The 16,807-nt window shown below is 64.0% G+C and carries 20 protein-coding genes and 1 pseudogene; 12 read left to right on the forward strand and 9 right to left on the reverse strand.

Going from position 1 to position 16,807, the window contains the following annotated elements:
• The first annotated feature begins 82 nt into the window (after positions 1 to 82).
• The 3 genes from W823_RS43680 (at position 83) to W823_RS43690 (ending at position 3,072) form a co-directional block, all read left to right on the forward strand.
• Complete coding sequence (locus tag W823_RS43680) at positions 83 to 685, forward strand: TetR/AcrR family transcriptional regulator (RefSeq protein WP_031332397.1); 603 nt, start codon at positions 83 to 85, stop codon at positions 683 to 685.
• A gap of 148 nt (positions 686 to 833) precedes the next feature.
• On the forward strand, positions 834 to 2,435 hold the full coding sequence (locus tag W823_RS43685; protein ID WP_031332398.1) for an alkaline phosphatase: 1,602 nt from the start codon (positions 834 to 836) through the stop codon (positions 2,433 to 2,435).
• Between the two features lie 208 nt (positions 2,436 to 2,643).
• Entirely contained in the window at positions 2,644 to 3,072 is a 429-nt protein-coding gene (locus W823_RS43690; protein ID WP_023958479.1) for a cupin domain-containing protein, read from the forward strand.
• Positions 3,073 to 3,095: 23 nt separating this feature from the next.
• On the opposite strand, the gene W823_RS43695 is transcribed toward W823_RS43690, so the two are convergent.
• The 3 genes from W823_RS43695 to W823_RS43705 all read right to left on the reverse strand — a co-directional run bounded on the left by W823_RS43695 (position 3,096) and on the right by W823_RS43705 (position 6,736).
• Complete coding sequence (locus W823_RS43695) at positions 3,096 to 4,406, reverse strand: lipase family protein (RefSeq protein WP_023958481.1); 1,311 nt, start codon at positions 4,404 to 4,406, stop codon at positions 3,096 to 3,098.
• 68 nt (positions 4,407 to 4,474) lie between these two features.
• Positions 4,475 to 6,061 (reverse strand): GMC oxidoreductase, encoded by a 1,587-nt coding sequence (locus tag W823_RS43700; protein WP_023958483.1) that lies wholly within the window; start codon positions 6,059 to 6,061, stop codon positions 4,475 to 4,477.
• Between the two features lie 126 nt (positions 6,062 to 6,187).
• Positions 6,188 to 6,736 (reverse strand): TetR/AcrR family transcriptional regulator, encoded by a 549-nt coding sequence (locus W823_RS43705; protein WP_031332399.1) that lies wholly within the window; start codon positions 6,734 to 6,736, stop codon positions 6,188 to 6,190.
• A 135-nt stretch (positions 6,737 to 6,871) separates the two neighbouring features.
• Between W823_RS43705 and W823_RS43710 the strand changes: the two genes are divergently transcribed.
• Positions 6,872 to 7,279 carry a glyoxalase/bleomycin resistance/extradiol dioxygenase family protein gene (locus tag W823_RS43710; protein WP_023958487.1) on the forward strand — a complete coding sequence of 136 codons (408 nt, stop codon included), beginning with the start codon at positions 6,872 to 6,874 and terminating at the stop codon, positions 7,277 to 7,279.
• A 20-nt stretch (positions 7,280 to 7,299) separates the two neighbouring features.
• On the opposite strand, the gene W823_RS43715 is transcribed toward W823_RS43710, so the two are convergent.
• From W823_RS43715 to W823_RS43725, 3 genes are all read right to left on the reverse strand, one after another.
• Positions 7,300 to 8,163, reverse strand: a complete 864-nt coding sequence (locus tag W823_RS43715; RefSeq protein ID WP_023958489.1) for a hypothetical protein — start codon at positions 8,161 to 8,163, stop codon at positions 7,300 to 7,302.
• 93 nt (positions 8,164 to 8,256) lie between these two features.
• Positions 8,257 to 9,633 (reverse strand): DUF2252 domain-containing protein, encoded by a 1,377-nt coding sequence (locus W823_RS43720; protein ID WP_023958491.1) that lies wholly within the window; start codon positions 9,631 to 9,633, stop codon positions 8,257 to 8,259.
• 19 nt (positions 9,634 to 9,652) lie between these two features.
• Positions 9,653 to 10,879 carry a DICT sensory domain-containing protein gene (locus tag W823_RS43725; RefSeq protein WP_023958493.1) on the reverse strand — a complete coding sequence of 409 codons (1,227 nt, stop codon included), beginning with the start codon at positions 10,877 to 10,879 and terminating at the stop codon, positions 9,653 to 9,655.
• Positions 10,880 to 11,043: 164 nt separating this feature from the next.
• Between W823_RS43725 and dps the strand changes: the two genes are divergently transcribed.
• The 5 genes from dps (at position 11,044) to W823_RS43745 (ending at position 13,457) form a co-directional block, all read left to right on the forward strand.
• Positions 11,044 to 11,580 carry a DNA starvation/stationary phase protection protein Dps gene (dps, locus tag W823_RS43730; RefSeq protein WP_023958495.1) on the forward strand — a complete coding sequence of 179 codons (537 nt, stop codon included), beginning with the start codon at positions 11,044 to 11,046 and terminating at the stop codon, positions 11,578 to 11,580.
• Between the two features lie 173 nt (positions 11,581 to 11,753).
• The gene (locus tag W823_RS43735) at positions 11,754 to 12,128 is read left to right on the forward strand and encodes a nuclear transport factor 2 family protein (RefSeq protein WP_081729770.1); all 375 of its coding nucleotides are present in this window, start codon (positions 11,754 to 11,756) and stop codon (positions 12,126 to 12,128) included.
• Positions 12,129 to 12,200: 72 nt separating this feature from the next.
• On the forward strand, positions 12,201 to 12,899 hold the full coding sequence (locus W823_RS43740; protein WP_369792619.1) for an alpha/beta fold hydrolase: 699 nt from the start codon (positions 12,201 to 12,203) through the stop codon (positions 12,897 to 12,899).
• 37 nt (positions 12,900 to 12,936) lie between these two features.
• Positions 12,937 to 13,125, forward strand: a complete 189-nt coding sequence (locus tag W823_RS59635) for an alpha/beta fold hydrolase (RefSeq protein WP_369792617.1) — start codon at positions 12,937 to 12,939, stop codon at positions 13,123 to 13,125.
• 140 nt (positions 13,126 to 13,265) lie between these two features.
• Complete coding sequence (locus W823_RS43745) at positions 13,266 to 13,457, forward strand: hypothetical protein (RefSeq protein ID WP_152538066.1); 192 nt, start codon at positions 13,266 to 13,268, stop codon at positions 13,455 to 13,457.
• A 32-nt stretch (positions 13,458 to 13,489) separates the two neighbouring features.
• On the opposite strand, the gene W823_RS43750 is transcribed toward W823_RS43745, so the two are convergent.
• Entirely contained in the window at positions 13,490 to 13,966 is a 477-nt protein-coding gene (locus tag W823_RS43750; RefSeq protein ID WP_235189540.1) for a MarR family winged helix-turn-helix transcriptional regulator, read from the reverse strand.
• A gap of 190 nt (positions 13,967 to 14,156) precedes the next feature.
• Here W823_RS43750 and W823_RS43755 point away from each other — a divergent pair.
• Positions 14,157 to 14,512, forward strand: a pseudogene (locus tag W823_RS43755) (Fe-S protein).
• A gap of 33 nt (positions 14,513 to 14,545) precedes the next feature.
• On the opposite strand, the gene W823_RS43760 reads toward W823_RS43755, so the two are convergent.
• Complete coding sequence (locus tag W823_RS43760) at positions 14,546 to 15,070, reverse strand: TetR/AcrR family transcriptional regulator (protein WP_023958501.1); 525 nt, start codon at positions 15,068 to 15,070, stop codon at positions 14,546 to 14,548.
• 63 nt (positions 15,071 to 15,133) lie between these two features.
• Between W823_RS43760 and W823_RS43765 the strand changes: the two genes are divergently transcribed.
• Both W823_RS43765 and W823_RS43770 read left to right on the forward strand, forming a co-directional pair.
• A complete protein-coding gene (locus W823_RS43765) occupies positions 15,134 to 15,484 on the forward strand; it encodes a VOC family protein (protein WP_023958503.1) in 351 nt (116 codons plus the stop codon).
• A 159-nt stretch (positions 15,485 to 15,643) separates the two neighbouring features.
• Complete coding sequence (locus W823_RS43770; protein WP_031332404.1) at positions 15,644 to 15,871, forward strand: DUF3263 domain-containing protein; 228 nt, start codon at positions 15,644 to 15,646, stop codon at positions 15,869 to 15,871.
• Between the two features lie 9 nt (positions 15,872 to 15,880).
• On the opposite strand, the gene W823_RS43775 is transcribed toward W823_RS43770, so the two are convergent.
• On the reverse strand, positions 15,881 to 16,765 hold the full coding sequence (locus W823_RS43775) for a hypothetical protein (protein ID WP_023958507.1): 885 nt from the start codon (positions 16,763 to 16,765) through the stop codon (positions 15,881 to 15,883).
• Between the last annotated feature and the right edge of the window lie 42 nt (positions 16,766 to 16,807).

Genomic DNA, 16,807 nt, shown 5'->3' on the forward strand with positions numbered 1-16,807 from the left:
ACTAAGTGCGCACTTAGCGGCTGTCAACGATTCAGGCGGCCGTTCGGATACAGATGAAGCCATGTCAGACGAGATGAGATCGATGACCACAGCAACACGGGATCGCTTGATCGACGAGGCGATGCGCTTGTTCGGAGAGCAGGGCTACCGGGCGACGAGCGTGGCCCAGATCGAGGCAGCTGCAGGACTCACACCGGGTTCGGGCGGGCTCTACCACCATTTTCGATCGAAAGAACTGCTGCTGGAAGCGGGTATCGACAGGCAGCTCGACCGGCTCCGAGCCCTGAGGGACATCCGGCAGATCTTCGAGGGGCTCACCGATCTGCGGTCCGAACTGACCGTGATGGGGCGATACACGCTGGAAGTCATCAACGAGGAGAGCCAGCTGTTGCGAATCGTCTCATCGGAGCTGCGAGATCGCCCGGCGAAGCTGGCCGACACTCTTGCTCACCTGGTCGACGATTCATATGCGGGTATGGCGAGCTGGATAGAGCGGCGCGTCCCCGCGATCGGGCGAGAACGGGCCGAAACCATCGCCACAGTCGCATTGAACGCTCTTTTTGCCCATCGGACGTTGCCCCACTTCCTGGGTTTGCATCCGTTGATGGTCGACGACGACCGGATCATCGGCGAATGGGTGGAAATGGTCGCCGGACGGATAGAACAGGGCGACCTGAACGCGTAGCGCAATAGGCGCGTCGACCCCGAAGTGGTCGCGCCGCCGAGACCCGGTGGTCCATGGCCTGCGGGTTTGCCGCGATGAAACCTGGCGTTCGTCCGCGGTGGGGACTGCGTTTGGACTCGCGTCGCCCGCGGTCGACAGCCTGATTCTCATGCCCCAGACCAATCCTGTGTTGAACCGCCGCGCGCTTCTGCGCGCTTCCGCCATCGGCGCCCTGCTCATTCCGGCTGGAAGCGCACTTGCCGCATGCGGTGGCTCCGGCTCGGCAACGTCACCGTCCTCGACTGGACTGTCTGTGGCCCGCCCACGGTTGACCCACGGAATCGCGAGCGGAGATCCGCGCGCGGATGGCGCGCTGATTTGGGCGCGTTCGGATGCGCCCGCGACGATGGTCGTCGAGACGTCGGCCACCGAGTCGTTCACGTCGACGCGACGATTCTCCGGTCCGAGGCTCACACCGGCGTCCGATGGAACCGGCCGATTGCGGCTCACCGGTCTCGAGCCGGGCCAGACAGTCCACTACCGGGTTGTTCTGCAGGATGACAACGGCATTGAGTCCGAGCCGCTCGCCGGTGTTTTCAACACCGTGCCCGTGCGGCCTCGAGCGTTGAACTTTGTCTGGTCGGGAGATGTTGTCGGGCAAGGCTGGGGGATCAACGAAAGTCTGGGCGGCATGAGCATCTTCGGTGCTATCGCCGATCGCCGTCCCGACTTCTTCCTGCATTCGGGCGATGCCATCTATGCGGATGGACCGGTGATGGAATCGCAGAAGCAGAACAACGGTGACGTGTACGTGAACCTGACCACAGACGCGAAATCGCATGTGGCACAAACGTTGAACGACTTCCGGGGAAACTACGCCTACAACTTGACCGACGCCCACTACCGTAGGTTTGCCGCCACCGTGCCGCAGGTCGTCCAGTGGGATGACCACGAGGTGGTGAACAACTGGTTCCCCGGGGAAAGCCTGGCCGGGCAAGAACGCAAGGGATACACCGAGACCGACGTCGACAAGCTCACCGGTTTCGCTGCGCAGGCCTGGCAGGAGTGGCAGCCCGTCCTGCCCAGTGAAGCCGTCGACGGACGTCTGTACCGAAAGATCGCGTATGGGCCAGAACTGGACGTCTTCGTCCTTGACATGCGCAGCTACAAGGATCCGAATCCGAACGCATGGAGCACCGACAGCCCGGAAGGGGTTCTCGGGGTCAAGCAGACGCGGTGGCTCATCGATGGACTGAAGGCGTCGACTGCGAGATGGAAGGTGGTGGCGAACGATCTTCCGCTCTCGATCGTGGTGCCCGACAAGGCAACAGATCCCGTGGTCGGGCCGAAGTCGATGGAAGGTGTGGCGCAGGGTGAGAACGGTCAGCCGCTGGGTCGCGAGATCGCCTTCTCCGCCATCCTCTCGCAAACCAAGAATGTCCCCAACATCGTCTATCTGACCGCCGATGTGCACTACACGGCCGCGATCTCCTACGACCCCGGCCGCGCCGGATTCACCGACTTCACCCCGTTCTGGGAGTTCGTGTCGGGTCCACTGAACGCCGGCGCGTTCCCGGAGAGCCCGCTTGATGGGACGTTCGGTGCCCGGTACGAGTTCGTGCATGCGCCGACGGAACCGAATGTCTCACCAGCTGAGGGCTTTCAGCACTTCGGCGAGGTGACCATCAACCCCGAAGATCGCACCTTCACGGTGAACTTACGTGACGCGAAGGGTGTCAGTCTCTACTCGAAGGTGCTGACGGCACGGTGACGCGGGGTGCGTTCCGGCAATGACAGCGCCGTGTCACAGTGTCAGAGGTACTTTGGTGGCGCGGGTTCTGTCTTGATGGTGTACGCGCCGAACCCGGTTCGCCCAGCTCCGAGCGTCTTCGGCTACTCGAATCGTGGGCGGCCGAGCACAACCAGGCCAAGTCATCGAAGACGTAGAACATTGTCGATCAATTGATTCGGGAGTTCACATGCAAATAGTCCGCAGTTCGGTTTCGACCACGAAGGGGCCCAGCGACTGGTTCACCGGCGATGTCTACATCGACGCCGTCGCCGCTGCGCCGGCACCATCGCGGGTGTCGGCCAACCTGGTGCATTTCATGCCCGGGGCGCGAACTCATTGGCACCGTCACCCCTTGAGTCAGACCGTGTTCGTCACCGAGGGAATCGGGTTGTGCCAGCGCCGAGGTGGGCCAATCGAGATCATCAGACCAGGCGACCGGGTCCTGTTCGAGGCCGATGAAGAGCACTGGCACGGTGCCGCACCGACCCGCCTGATGGTCCACCTCGCCATCAACGAGAGCAGCGAAGAGTACGACGCCGTCCAATGGCTCGCACCCGTCACAGACGAGGAATACAACCAGGAACCGGCCACCGCGGACCTGCCTGGCTCACGCTGACGAGTGTCTCGCAACGGGCCTGGTCAGTTGAAGGTGCAACCGGTGACGGGCTTGTTCGCAAATCGATCCATGAGGTAGTCGACGGCGCCACCCGTTCCGAGACCGTCGATGAGATCGGGCCCGAAGTGGTTGGGCAACACCAAGCCCGGGGTGATGGGCGGCAGCTGGTTGGTGCGGAACGTGACGTCGGCGCCCTTCTCACACCACTCGCCGGCGAGCTGCCGCGCCTGCTCGTACGGGATGGTGTCGTCGTTGATGCCGCTGGTCACGAACACCGGACTCGCCGGTGTCAGCGTGCCGATGCGTTGTTCCTCGAAGATGGGAGCAGCTTCGGGAATGGTGTCGAGGTTCTCGAGTAGAGACTTGCCGTCCCTGGTGAGCGAGCTGGTGCGCAGGAACGGTTGCTGGAAGATGACATCACCGATGCACTCTGTTCCCAGCCGATCCAACATCGCCTGTCCCGCAGGCGTTGTGCGCTCGGCGAGCGGCTTCTTGAGCGCGGGATGGCGTGCGACAAAGCCATTGATTGCGTAGCCGATGACACCGCCGATCAGATTGCCGTCGACCTTCGCCAGGACGTCGAGGAGATCCGCCGGGGGCGCGCCTGCCCAGGTGCCCTTGAGGTTGAGCTCGGGGGCGTCGGTCGGCTGCAGTTCGGCCGCGGCCGCCGATGCCCCACCACCTTGGGAGTAACCCCAGAAAGCTATCGGCGTGCGAGAGCCGGTACCGCTGAGTTTGTTTGCCGCTCGAGCAGCATCAATCATCGCGTGGGCTTCTTCGACGCGGTTGACGTAAGTGTGGATGCCCGGAGTGCCCAGCCCTACATAGTCGGTGACGAACACTCTCGCGCCCAGGGCATTCCAGCGTGCGGCCGACAATGCTTCCTGATTCGCGGAGAAGGAAAGAGGGTCGGTTTGTGCAATCAACCCGGTGGCGAATGCCCGCGACGGTGCGCACTGATCGCCTTGACCCATGGTGCCCGGGCCGATGATGACGGTCGGCCGCTCGCCCTCGCCTTGCCACGGCTGGGTCGAGTCGATGAAGGTGCCGCTGATCGGCGTCGGCTCACCGTTCTCCAGGCGCGAGGTGTAGAGGACACGGCTTGCAGAACCCGGCCACGGGCCGTTCACACCCGGGATCGACACCAGCAGGGGCATCGATTCGGTCCGGATCACCGAACCCGGAGTGGTCGAGTACTCGGCGGGCGTGCTGTAGAAGTCCGAGGTCGGCGCAGCCGACGCAGACGGAGCCGCGCCTACGGCGGCAGCCGTCACCACCGAGACACTCAGCGCCAGTACTGCGAAGCGAACTCGCCTGGTGGCCCCGCTGCGCATGGAAAGGGTGTGTAGCAACGTGATTCCTGACTATGAAAGGGATTCGCCGACCGCTGGTGATCGTGGACTCAGATGACCGTACCGACATCGGTGGTGACGAGATGATCGAGTGCCCGTTCGGCCACGGCCGCGATGGTCATCGACGGATTGCATGCCGCCGAGTTGCCGGGCATCAGCGCACCGTCGAGAACGTAGAGACCGCGTTGCCCGTGCACGCGACCCTCGAGGTCGCACACCGAGCCCATGCTGGCTCCACCGAGCGGATGCCAGGTGGATGGGAAGAACTCGTTGGTATCGGTGAGGATGCCGCCCGGTCCCGCGATCTTGCGCACCGTGGGGCCGATATGGCGGTTCTGGATCTCTGCGTCACTGTCGGTCGGCCACCGCAGGATTGCGTCGTCACGGTCGGAGTCGTAGTGGAAGCGGCCGCGTCCGGTGCTCACCCCGTAACCCACCATCATCGTGCTGCGGGCATCGAAGGACAGCGGCGGCACCGACGCCTGGATCACGGTGTGCGCGGCGTTCGGGTCGGACCAGTTCTTGCTGCCGTAGATGACGGGCCCACCTTGCGGCGCCCCGAACTCGGTCTCCAGATTGGTCCACACGTAGATGCGGTCGGCGTTGCTGCCCCAGTTGCCGCCGAGGTCGTCGGGCATGTCGGGTATCTGTCCCTTTGCCGCGGCGCGCATCAGCAACTTGGAGGTGTTCATACTGCCGGCGGCCATCACGAGTGCGTTGGTGGTCAAGATCTTGTTTTCGAGAATGTTTCCGGCCGAGTCGATCCGGTCGACATAGACCCGCCAACGGCCTTCAGGTGTCCGCTCGACATCGGTGACGTGGTGCTGCGTGTGCACGGCCACGCGCCCGGTCGCTTCGGCGGCAGCGATATAGGTGACGTCGACCGAGTGTTTCCCGCCGTTGTTCACCCCGAGTGCGCCGTCGCCGTTGGTGTACGAGGGTTTCATCTTTCCGCGCAACTCGTCGAGCGCAAAGTTCCAGTCGATCGGCATCGGGATCTTCGACACCGGTAGGCCCGCTTCGCGAACGCTCTGGGCGAACACCCGCGCGGCCCGGTAGTTCGGGGTGCCGATCAGTTCGTCGGGTGCTTCCGCGAGTCGGAGCATCCTGGCGACACGGGGGTAGTGGACCCGATTCATGGTCGCCCAGTCGAGTTCTTGGGGGAAGTGTGTGTTGAACACCGATTCGTCGGGTTGCAGGGTCATGCCTTGATAAACAAGGGAACCGCCGCCGACCCCGGCCGCACACAGCGCGGTCATGTTCTCGCCGGGGACCGCCTCGAGCAGTCCGACGTAGGGCTCGAACACGGCGGGCTTGCCGAACAGTTGAGGCGCCGACCGGTACCACAGAATGCGCTTGTCGGGCGTGGTGGCTCTGGGGAATGTCTCAGAGTTCGGGCCTGTCGCCCACCGCCTTCCGCGTTCGAGCACCGTCACCGGCACACCCGCTTCGGCCAGCCGCAGTGCGGCGACACCGCCACCGAATCCCGAGCCGATGACGATCGCCCGATGGTCTTCACGGACCACCGGGGTGCGCTTTCGCGGCGTGGGATTTGCGCGGGCGATGGCCGGACTCGCGATGGCGGCTCCGACCACGGCAGCGCCGGTCAGGAAGGAACGGCGGTCGAACACGGACATAGATCCCCCGAATCACGAGCTGGACAAACCCCGGATGCCCTGGCCGACGCAAGTGGCGACCGTTCTGCAGGCGTGGTCAAAACTAGACAGTCACGCGCCAATGTGTCAAGAATTACACTCGGGCCATCAAGTGGGATCCAACGCAGGACGAAGCCACATGGTGAGGAACTGGCGTAGATCATCGTCGGTGTGGACGGCGTCGCTGTCGAACAGCACCACCGACAATCCGAGGCGCAGGGCGATCTCGACGATGTTGTCGAGGTTTTCCGCGACGTGGGGATCTCGCGCCGCCAAGGGCGAGAGAAACTCGCGGGTAACCGGTTTCGCGCGCGACATCATGCCGGTGTCGAACACGGGGTTGCCCTGCTGTGCTTGCAGCAGCAGAGCGAGTAGGGGGTCATCGCGTACCGCGGATCGTCCGGCCACGATGAGTTCGACAACATAGGCGATCGAGGTGTCGATGGTGTCCACCCGGGCGTGGATGTCTCCCAGCACGTGGACGGTGAGATCGGCGATCGCCGAAGACACCAGTTCCTCACGGGACCCGAAGATGGAGTAAATCGTCTGGCGTGACACCCCCGCGGCATGCGCGACAGCGGCGATGTTGACGCCGTCGAAACCCTGCTCGGCGATGAGCGCACGAGTGGCTTCGAGGATCTTGTGCCGCGACCGCATATCCGACATTATCGCCCCACGCTGCACAAATCTGTCGGACCCGGCTCCCGGATTCGAAACAGGCTGAGGAGCAAACGGATACGCGGCTAGTCTGGGCGACAACACCGATGTCAGGGCTGCAAGGAGGCTTCAATCGTGTTCACCGAGCTGTTCCCCATCCTGTCCAGCCGAGATCTCGATCGCCTCGTGGCCTTCTACCAACAGGCATGCGATGCCCAACTCGTCTACCGGTTCCCGGAAGAAGGGCCCGCGGGTTACGCGAGTCTGCAGATCGGAAAGTCGTCTTTCGGAATCGGATCAGATCCCTCAGCGCCGGAGACGCCCAGTCGGGGAGCGCTGTGGCTGTATGCGGAGAGCTGTGAGGACGGGTTCGACGCCCTGGTGTCTGCCGGTGCCGCGATTGTCAGTCCACCCACCGATATGCCCTGGGGCGAGCGGGTCGCGGACGTGACCGACCCTGACGGCAACCTGATCCATGTGGGCCAGCGACCCGAACCAGCCGAAGACCCGGAACCCACTGAGCTGCAAGGTCATCCGACCTGATCAGCGGGCTCCGGGTGCACTCACACGACTGGTGACACCGGACCGCCGGTGAGCACGCGGTACGCGTAGGTGCTTGCGATGAGCGTGACCGGGATGGTCACCAGCAGGCCGACCAGGCACAGGATCGCGCCGAGGACGTTGAGTCCGAAACAGGCCAGCGCCAACAGGAGCAGTGATCCGATGTTGTTCGACGTCAGCTCGAAGCTCGACTTGATCGCGGTGAAGGCGTCTTGATTGCGATCGATCGCGAAAGTCAGTGCGTACCAGGTCAAATACAAGACGATGAGGCCGGGAATGATCAGCAGGATGAACCCGACGACGGTCGCCACGCCCACCAGGACCGCGATGATGAACACCGCGCTGAGATTGCGGAAGTTGAAGAGAGCGCCGATCGACGGCCGGTTACCGTCGAGCTCGGCAAGAGCGCCGTTGGTGAACGCGGCACGGAACAGCGTGCTGACGATGAACGACAGCACGGTCCCGAAGACACTGAGCGCGGCCCCACCACCGGACAGTTCATTCTGGAAATCGAAGCCGGAGAACGCGAACTGGACAAACCAGCTGGCCACCAGGGACAGCAGGCAGATCGCGATCCAGGCGCCGGCATTTGCCTTGTATCTGGACCATCCGTAACTCAGAGCTGAGCCGACCGATAGTTGAGGTGGTCCGAAGCCGGCAGGCCCGGGGTAGCCACCCTGAGCGGAGTACTGATCCATCGGAGGAGGTGGCGGCGGGAAGCCGCCTTGGGGCGAAAAGCCCTGGCCGGGCGGTGGATAGTTCTGGCCGCCGGGTGGGGGATACTGCCCGGCCGGCGGCTCTGGCTGACCCGAACCCTTCCCGAGGGGCACATGGGGTTCGTTCTCGCGTGGTGGGTACTCGGTCATGGCCTGCTCCTACGTCGGTGCGGCTGGTCGATTTTGCACACTGTTCTGACCAAAGCCCGTATGTAGGTGCGGTGTCAAGTAATACGCGTGGTGTTAGCCGAGCTGTGCCTCAATCGTTCCCGCAGCGACAGCGGCGACCAGTTCACCGTGGTCGCGTTCGGTCTGGTCGGCGTAGTTAACCGCGAACGCCGCGATGTCCTTGTCGATCGCCTTGCCTCCGCCGAAGTAGCCGGCCAGCAGGCGCGGGTCGACCGACCGCGAGTGAGCTCGCGCCAGCAGTCCGCCCGCCAGGCGCCCGTAGTCGTCGAGCAGACTGCCCTTGAGGGTGGTGGGGTCGATGTCGCCTTTGAGGTTTCGGAACTGTCGGACGATGAACGGGATCCCACCGATCGTCGTCCAGCCGAGCAGGATATCGGTCTCGGCCTGAACCATCCGTGCGCCGTTGACTATGCGCCGGCCCTCGTGCCTGGGAGTGTCGACTGCAACATAGGGGGCCAACGCCGATGGCTTTGCCTGTTTCACCTGCATCACAAGGTCTTCCGAGCGATTACCGTGCAGCAAGGCCACGTAATTCCGAAGGCCCACGCTGCCGGTGCCCACTATCCGGAAAGCCACATCGGACACCGCGAATCGGGCGATCAGGTTTCGTCGCGACTCACGCAGCGTGTCGACGTAGTCCGTCAGGCCGTCGATGACCGCATCGGCGGTCGCGGTGCCCACCCGGGTGAGGTTCGGCGGATCGGCGACGAACCGGTGCCGCTGGATTCCGGTGGCAGGGTCATCGACCTGTTGCGTCCACTTCGCCACCACCTTCTCGCTCGTGTTCTTCATCGCCTTGTCTGCGGCAGCCTCGAAGCTGTCCAGCAGGGAGTCGGCTTTGACCTGATCCAGAACCGAGACGTCAGGGATCACTGACCACGACCGCAGAAAAGGCGCGTCGGCGAGCTTCTTCATCGTTTTGCGATACGACTTCACGGCGTCCTCCGCGGCTTCGCGACAGCCGGATTCCGAGACCCCGCCCTGCCGGCCCGCGAGCACCAAACTCGCCGAAAGGCGCTTGAGGTCCCACTCCCATGGGCCCGGGATGGTCTCGTCGAAGTCGTTGATGTCCATCACGATCTTGCCGTCGGGGGTCCCGTACAACCCGAAATTGGCGGCGTGCGCATCGCCGCACAACTGTGCGGCCAGCCCGCTGTCGGGTGTACCGGCCAGGTCGGCCGCCATCAAACCGGCTGCGCCGCGGAAGAAGGAGAACGGGGACGCGGTCATCCGCCCGATGCGCAGCGGAATGAGTTCGGGCATCCGGCCTTCATTGCTGGCAGCGATGTATTCGAGCACGCCGGGTCGGTCCGCGGCTGCGGCGCGGTGAGCGTGTGCACCGGGTGCAAGGTCCTCGCGCAATCGACGTCCCTGCTCGAGGACATCATCTGCGCGCACGAACCGGCGCAGGTCGATCGTCTGTTTGGCCATGCCGGCGCCCTCCGTCGAATCAGTCAGCCACTCGCGGTGAGGTGAATCGGGCGAGGATGGCGTGCGCCGCACGGGATGCGAGGTCACGGTTGTAACTCTGGACCACGTCGAAGGTGCGATCGAGGTCGGGGACCGGTTCGTGCCGGTCTCGCGCGGACAGGAGTGCCGAGGCGTGCGGGCCGAGAACCACCACCGTCCACTCGTTGACGAGGTCATCATCCGGATCGAGCGGGGCGTGCTGAACGTTTCCGTCGAGCATCTGCGGCAGGCCGACGCCGTACACACCGGCGAAACCGGCTCTGTCCGCCAGGGAACGCCAACGCCGTGCCGTCGCCGACGTGAACTGCCGAGCCTCCTGAAAGGTGCCCAGCACCAGGGTTCCCGGGCCGGCGGCCGCAGCCTGCGTCTCCAGGGCCTTGCTCATCTCGATCAGCAGGCGTTTGTCGCCGGGGCGGGGAACGTGACTCGCACTGACGATGGCGTACGGGGTGGTCGCCGAATCATCATCTGCGGGGCCGGCCGCGGTGTCACGTGGCGGAAGTGCAGCCACCGGCTCGTCGGCGAAAAGCGCCGGGCTGTGCGCGGCCGGGAACAGGGCGCCCATGCCGTGGGTGGCTCCGACCGTCTGTGCCGCCACCCGCAGCGCCTCGCTGTCGACACCTAAGGCTATGACCAGAGCACCGGTCCGTTCGGCGTGGGCTGCCAGTGCGTGGGCCAGCCCGGCGATCTCGGGATCGCGGGTGCGGGCCAGCAACTCCGCAGGGGTGAAGATGACGTCGGGTTCGATCAGCCACAGCAGCGTCAACGCGCGATCATCGAGCCCCAATCGGTCCACGCAGATCAGACGACCGGCGGCACGGGCGGCGGCGACCTCGTCCAACACGGAGCGGGGCCGGCGGAAGGTCTCTCCGGGGTCCACGGAAAGAAGCAGGTGGTGCTCGGGCGGGGCCACGAACGTGAGGTGAGCGGGCGACTGCAGATCAACGGTCGCGAAGATGGGCACGGTGGTCTTGGCCGGGTCCGCGTTGAAAAATGAAAGCTTGCGACCGTCGACGACGTCGGTCTGCTGCATCATCCGCGCAGCGCGGCGCAGCGATTTCGGGGTGTTCAGGGCGGTGTCCCCGCGTCCACGGACCTGTAGTTCCACAGCGACCAGCGCATCGTCGGCGAGCCGGCGAATGGGTGCGTAATGCGGTACGAGTTCGAGTGCCTCGAAGATCTCGTCCGATTCAGAGGTCGAGGTCACCGGTTGCCACTGTCAAGCACTTGCGTTCGATCATCAACTAAGCCAACCACACGGTAGGCCCAGGTGTACCCGCACCCGTTACCGAACCGTTATGACAAGGTCGCAGTTCGGTCTCGGCGGCACGGTCGGGTTTGAGATCTGGGTCGGCAGGGCAAACTGCGGTCATGACTTTCACCGCGCCTGGCCTCTCTGATGACGCCACAAAGAAACTGGTCTCTGTCCTGCAGGAACGTCTCAGCGCGTTCAACGACCTTCATCTGACTCTGAAGCACATCCACTGGAACGTCGTCGGTGCCAACTTCATCGGCGTTCACGAAATGATCGATCCCCAGGTCGAACTCGCCCGCGGCTACGCCGACACGCTCGCCGAGCGCATCGCGACCCTGGGTGGCTCACCGAAGGGCACCGCCAAGGCGATCGAAGAGGATCGGTCCTGGAACGACTACTCGGTCGGCCGCGACACGGTGCAGGCCCACCTCGGCGCTCTCGACCTTGTCTATGTCGGCGTGATCACCTCGCAGCGTGAGGCCATTGCCGTTGCAGGCGAGATCGATCCGGTCACCGAAGACATCCTGATCGGCCAGACCGCGGAACTCGAGAAGTTCCAGTGGTTCGTCCGTGCGCACCTCGAGAATGCCTCGGGAGAGTTGGCCAATGCCGGCGCAAGCACTGAACAGGGCGCAGCCGACCAGAGTCGCTGACCCGCTCACCACACCAACGAAGTCATCTCGAGGTGCTCACCCTTTGCGGGTGAGCACCTCTTGGCTTTGGTGGGTGTCGAACTTTCGGTGTTTGAACTTTTCCAGGACTCAGCTGGACATCACGGGTAACGTCCTCGAACTAGAACATGTTCTAGTCGATAAGGGAGATGCAGATGCCGAGTGTCGAGGAAATCAAAAAGGTCGTCGAGTCCTACGTGGACCTGGTGGCGAACGGCAAGCCAGAGCAGGTCGCCGACCTGTACGCAGAGGGCGCGACGGTCGAAGACCCGATCGGCGCCGACGTACGCAGCACGCGCGAATCGATCGTGGAGTTCTATGGCGTGATCGCTGCGATGGACAAGACCACCGCTGAGCTGCATTGGTCCAAGATCGCCGGCGACACGGCAGTCTTCGAGTTCACCCTCATCACCGAAGCCGGCGGTTCCGCGTTCAAGATCACGCCCGTGGACATCATGGTCTTTGACGACAACTGCAAGATCACCAGCATGCGTGCGGTGTGGAGCCAGGAAGACCTCCAGCAGGTCTAGTCGGTGCCCTACCGCACACTGACGGTCGACGGATTCACGTGGAACCTCGTGGACGACGGACACGGTCCGGCCGTGCTGTTGCTCCACGGCTTCCCTGGGCTCGCTTTCAGCTGGCGTCACCAGGTTGAGCCCCTGGTGGCGGCCGGCTTCCGTGTCATCGCGCCGGACATGCCCGGCTACGGGGCCACCGATTCGCCCGGCGGCGTTGCCGAGTACACCTTCGCCGCAGTCGCCGATCGTGTGGTCGCGCTGCTCGACTCTCTTGAGGTTCAACAGGCAATCGTTGTGGGCCACGACTTCGGCGCCCCGACCGCATGGACCGTTGCCCTCGAGCATCGCGAGCGGGTGGCCGGGCTGGTGCTGCTCGCCATGCCTTACGCCCCGGACCGGCTGCCGATCAGGCCGTCTGACGCCTATTCGGCTCTGGCACAGCAACATTTTTTTCCATTTCGAGTACTTCATGCAGCCAGATCTCGCCGAGGCCGAACTGAACGCGGAACCGCGGAAGTTCCTCATGCGGCTCTTCCACGCCTTGTCGGGGAACTTTCGCTACCTCGACATCTGGCAGCATCCGAGCCACCGCGACGGCCGCCGACTGGGGTACCTCGACGTACTGCCCGCAGCACCGCAACTGCCGTGGTCGTGGCTGTCGGAAGGGGACCTCGACGAATACGAGACCGCTTTCCGCAGAACCGGATTCACCGGTGGTCTGAACTGGTACCGCGCCGCGGACCTCAACTGGGAGAGCGCCGTCGACGGTCGTGTCATTGACGTCCCGGCCTGTTTTCTCGCCGGTGGTGAGGACCCGGTGATCACGATGGCAGGCCGCAAAGCCATCGGCCGGATGCGCGAGACGATGCCCAGGCTTCAGACAGTCCGCACCTTCGACGGGGCCGGCCACTTCATCCAGATGGAGCGGCCCGATGAGGTGACCGCGGCATTGATCGGCTTCGCGAGGTCGGTGCAGGACGGTGTTCCGTCTGTGGGCTGCACCTGATGGAGTTCTCGAGGTTCTGCGTGCACCAATCCGCCCCATCGTCGGCGACGAACTTCCCATGTACACACTCGGAGAAGGCGGCGGACATGGCAAGCAGCGTGCGAACAGTCGGTGACGAGGCGCCTTTCTCAGGTGACTCGATGAGAAGTCGGAGCGATGCGGAGACAGGCGTCAGGAGTATCGAGTTGGTCGGCGACGACGGCACGGTGACCACGCTTCTCCAGCGCGCCGACGGCACCATCGAGATCCACACCGCGGCGATGTCGTCGGCCGGGCGCGCGGTTCGGGTGCCGCCGACGGGTTCCGCTGTCGCATACGCCACCAACCCCTGATACCCGACAGGGCGGATATGGTCGCGGTTGACTCACTCGGAGTCGAGGCTCCGCAGGAGTTTCATGAACGGCAACATCATGTCGTTCAACGTCTCCATGTCGAGATGTTCTGTGAGCAGGGCATCCAACTCTGCGTACGACGAGTAGCCCACGGCCAGTAGTCTTTTGCCTTCCTCGGTCACGAAGAGTGTTGCTGTGCGGCCTCTTCCGCCACTCGTCGTCCTCTCCACGGCGCCGATCGCCTCCAGCTTGTTCAACGTTGCCTGCATGCTCTGTGGGGTCACAGACGCCCGGCGTGCGAGCTCGCTGTAGGAGATCCCTGGCCTTCGTGACAGGTGGCCCAGAGCCGACAAATGGCGAATGGCAATACCTTCGGTCGCCAAGCGGGACTCCACTCGCGCGCGCATCCGGTTGCCCAGGGCAATCAGGACGAAGGCTGCACTCGAGGGCGCGATGCCATCCTCGGTGGCGGTCGGAGCCGCCTCGGCAGCGCGATCGTCCTCCGGCACGTTGACATTCCTCACTCGTCGATTCCGGCCAACAGTAGACCACCGTGGGGGGTGGGTGCGGCCGGGAATGAGGCGCCGATCAGACGGTTTGACATGCGAGCATCCTCAGTTACAGTCTGACTGAAACTGCCGCAACCAATGGGCGCCAAGCATGGACTGCCCCTGTGGCGGGCCGAGGCAAGGGGTGAGCGTGGACGTACTTCGTAACGTCGTGATCTGGATTCATCTGATCGGGTTCGCCGTGCCTTCGGTGGCTGGGCGGCGGAGGCGCTGGCACGCCGTTTCAGGACCACCGCCGCGATGGACTACGGCTTGCTGGTCTCCTTGATCAGTGGGGTTGTCCTGGCTGCACCCTGGCCTGCCGGTGTGGAGACCAATTGGCCGAAGGTAGGCCTCAAACTGGCCATCCTCATCGTCCTGGGTGGGGTTCTCGGTGCGGGGAACGCGAAGCAGCGACGCACGGGCCGTCCCGTCCCGCGCCCGCTCTTCTATGCCGTCGGGGTGTTGTCCCTCCTGGCCGCCGGGATCGGCGTCATCTGGCGGTGAGCCACGTGCCGACGGGCGGGGGCAGTGGCGAATTCACTCCTCGTCAAGCAGCTGAAGTCGCAGCGCTCCGAGGGCGGCGCGCACCCGCTCCACCTCCGCGCCATCGGCAATCGCCGCAAGCGCCGCGCGCCACGCGGCTGCGAGTAATCGTCCGAGCACCGGGGTTGTCGGAACCGCGCGCAGACTGAGCATCTCGGCGAGTCTGTCGTGCTCGGTGCCTGCGGGCGGATCTCCGAGGATGTGCAGAAAGTCTTGCCGCACGGCAAAGTCCAGTCCGACGAGCAGTGCCGACATCGCAGCGACTGCGCGGTCGGATTCCTCGACGGCCAGTGCTCCCTCCATGCGGTCGAGCAGGCGACGTTCCACGTCCTCCCGGACGAATGTGTACAGACCGAGTTTGCTGCCGAAGTGGTGGTAGAGGGCGCCGGTGGTCACCTGTGCTGCCGCTGACAGTTCCGCGACGCCGACCTCGTCAAAGGGGCGTGCCCCGAACATCTTGACCGCAGCCAGGACGAGCCTTCCTTTCGGAGAGGTCGATATCGGAATCCAGTCACGCATACGTACATAATGCCGTTACGCTCACCGTAATCACGTTACGACACACAACGCGGAGGAATTACCATGAAGCTCGAGTTCTTGTTCATCCCCACCTCGGATCTGCACGCGTCGGTTGCGCTTTATCGCGACACGCTCGGATTCACCGAGTTGTGGCGCGAAGGCGACGCGACGGCAGCCTTGTCCCTGCCGGGCAGCGAAGTGCAGGTCATGCTGGACGCCAACGATCCGACGGCCCCGGCGGGGCCCTTGTTCGTGGTCGAGAGCGTCGGAGACTTCCATGCGTCGCGTCCGAGCACGCTTGCGGTCATCGATGAGCCGGACGAGATTCCCGGCGGCTTCCTCGCGACCTATCGCGATCCGGGCGGCGCGACGATCTATGTGATGGATCAATCGACGGATCAAACCGGGGAGTGATCCTGCAGGTCGCTGGCTGTTCTCCCGGCAGTTCCGCTCATGTGTGATCTAAATCTCGCATCGAACCGAAGTTTGCGGTATCAAGAATCGATGGCCCGACGCAGAAACCGTCGGACAACCGGGGATTCTTCTTACGTCGATCGGGGAGGTGTGTTTGCGATGTCGCTGAAACCACAGCAGCAGCAAATGGTGGAGTTCGAGTCGCACTGGTACCAGTTCGGCGGTGGCCCGTCCGATCAGATCCGTGAGCGGTTCGGCATGCCCGTCCGTGACTTCTTCGCCGAATTGAACAACATCGTCGACGAAGAACCGCCGTCGTCGCTCAATCCGCACGATGTCGAACGGATGCGCGGAGTGATCCGACGTCGGCTCTGGCTCGCCAGCTGACCGAACCGGTTACTTCTTCTTGGTCCCCGGGAGGATTCCCGCGTCGATCACCGATTTGACGAATGGCTTTGTCGCCGTAAGCAATTGCTCGGTGTCGTCGTCTGTGCACCAGGCAGCGGCCGCTGCATCGTCGGTGAGTTCCTCGATGTGGTTGTAGAGGTCGGCGCCGGCTGCAGTGAGGATCTCGCCCGCCTCCGCCTGATCGATCAACCCGCGCGCCCGGAGATTGTCCGCGGCCGCACTCCAGTCGTCCTCGGACCAGCCGCGGGTCACCATCACCAGCTTCTTACCGAGCAGACGGCGCCGCACCGTGGGGTCGGGATGCTGTGCCTCGTGAAGCACCAGCGCTTCGAGCCGGTCGAGGCCCGCGGTGACCAAGGCGGCGATGTGGGCGTCACCCCGCCACTCGCGGACGATTGCGATGGAATGCCACAGCCGAACGTGCGGTTGCGTCGGGGGCTTCGAGTTGGCCCATGCCGCGGCGAGTGTGCGCCCGCCCATGGGCAGGTCTGCAGCCTTCTGGGCGTAGCGATCCGCCAGCTCATCGAGCACGGGATTCCCGACGTGGTCGCCGAGCGCCCGGCCCAACGTCTCGTCGAGCATTTGGTACCGGCGGTCGTTCACCACGTCCAGGCCCACGGCTTTGGCGGCATCCCACCCGGGACCGACCACCGCGGGGCTGAAGTTGAAGAAGGCCGCAGCGACAACCGAGGCGTCACATGGCCCCAGCGGAGCGCCCCGAGCGCCCACGTACCAGCCGTGGAAGTCCAGGCCGGTGTCGGCGCATGCGGCTTTGATGTCGGGGCTGAAGTAGGCGACAACGTGAAACGGTTCGAGGGTCTCGTACGCCGCCCGGGCAAGTGCCCGATCGGATTCTGAATACTTCAACGTCATGTTCTCCCCAACTGCCGATTGCGCTGTGCGCCCGATGAACCT

The sequence above is a fragment of the Williamsia sp. D3 genome, from assembly GCF_000506245.1.
Classification (GTDB): domain Bacteria; phylum Actinomycetota; class Actinomycetes; order Mycobacteriales; family Mycobacteriaceae; genus Williamsia; species Williamsia muralis.

Bases quoted from the DNA above. Each gene is read 5' to 3' on its own strand.
- W823_RS43775 (WP_023958507.1), bottom strand. From the start codon at position 16,765: ATGACGTTGAAGTATTCAGAATCCGATCGGGCACTTGCCCGGGCGGCG.
- W823_RS43760 (WP_023958501.1), bottom strand. From the start codon at position 15,070: ATGCGTGACTGGATTCCGATATCGACCTCTCCGAAAGGAAGGCTCGTC.
- W823_RS43700 (WP_023958483.1), bottom strand. From the start codon at position 6,061: ATGTCCGTGTTCGACCGCCGTTCCTTCCTGACCGGCGCTGCCGTGGTC.
- W823_RS43720 (WP_023958491.1), bottom strand. From the start codon at position 9,633: ATGGCCAAACAGACGATCGACCTGCGCCGGTTCGTGCGCGCAGATGAT.
- W823_RS43735 (WP_081729770.1), top strand. From the start codon at position 11,754: ATGCCGAGTGTCGAGGAAATCAAAAAGGTCGTCGAGTCCTACGTGGAC.
- dps (WP_023958495.1), top strand. From the start codon at position 11,044: ATGACTTTCACCGCGCCTGGCCTCTCTGATGACGCCACAAAGAAACTG.
- W823_RS43715 (WP_023958489.1), bottom strand. From the start codon at position 8,163: ATGACCGAGTACCCACCACGCGAGAACGAACCCCATGTGCCCCTCGGG.
- W823_RS43770 (WP_031332404.1), top strand. From the start codon at position 15,644: ATGTCGCTGAAACCACAGCAGCAGCAAATGGTGGAGTTCGAGTCGCAC.
- W823_RS43690 (WP_023958479.1), top strand. From the start codon at position 2,644: ATGCAAATAGTCCGCAGTTCGGTTTCGACCACGAAGGGGCCCAGCGAC.
- W823_RS43695 (WP_023958481.1), bottom strand. From the start codon at position 4,406: ATGCGCAGCGGGGCCACCAGGCGAGTTCGCTTCGCAGTACTGGCGCTG.
- W823_RS43685 (WP_031332398.1), top strand. From the start codon at position 834: ATGCCCCAGACCAATCCTGTGTTGAACCGCCGCGCGCTTCTGCGCGCT.
- W823_RS43705 (WP_031332399.1), bottom strand. From the start codon at position 6,736: ATGCGGTCGCGGCACAAGATCCTCGAAGCCACTCGTGCGCTCATCGCC.
- W823_RS43745 (WP_152538066.1), top strand. From the start codon at position 13,266: ATGAGAAGTCGGAGCGATGCGGAGACAGGCGTCAGGAGTATCGAGTTG.
- W823_RS43765 (WP_023958503.1), top strand. From the start codon at position 15,134: ATGAAGCTCGAGTTCTTGTTCATCCCCACCTCGGATCTGCACGCGTCG.
- W823_RS43680 (WP_031332397.1), top strand. From the start codon at position 83: ATGACCACAGCAACACGGGATCGCTTGATCGACGAGGCGATGCGCTTG.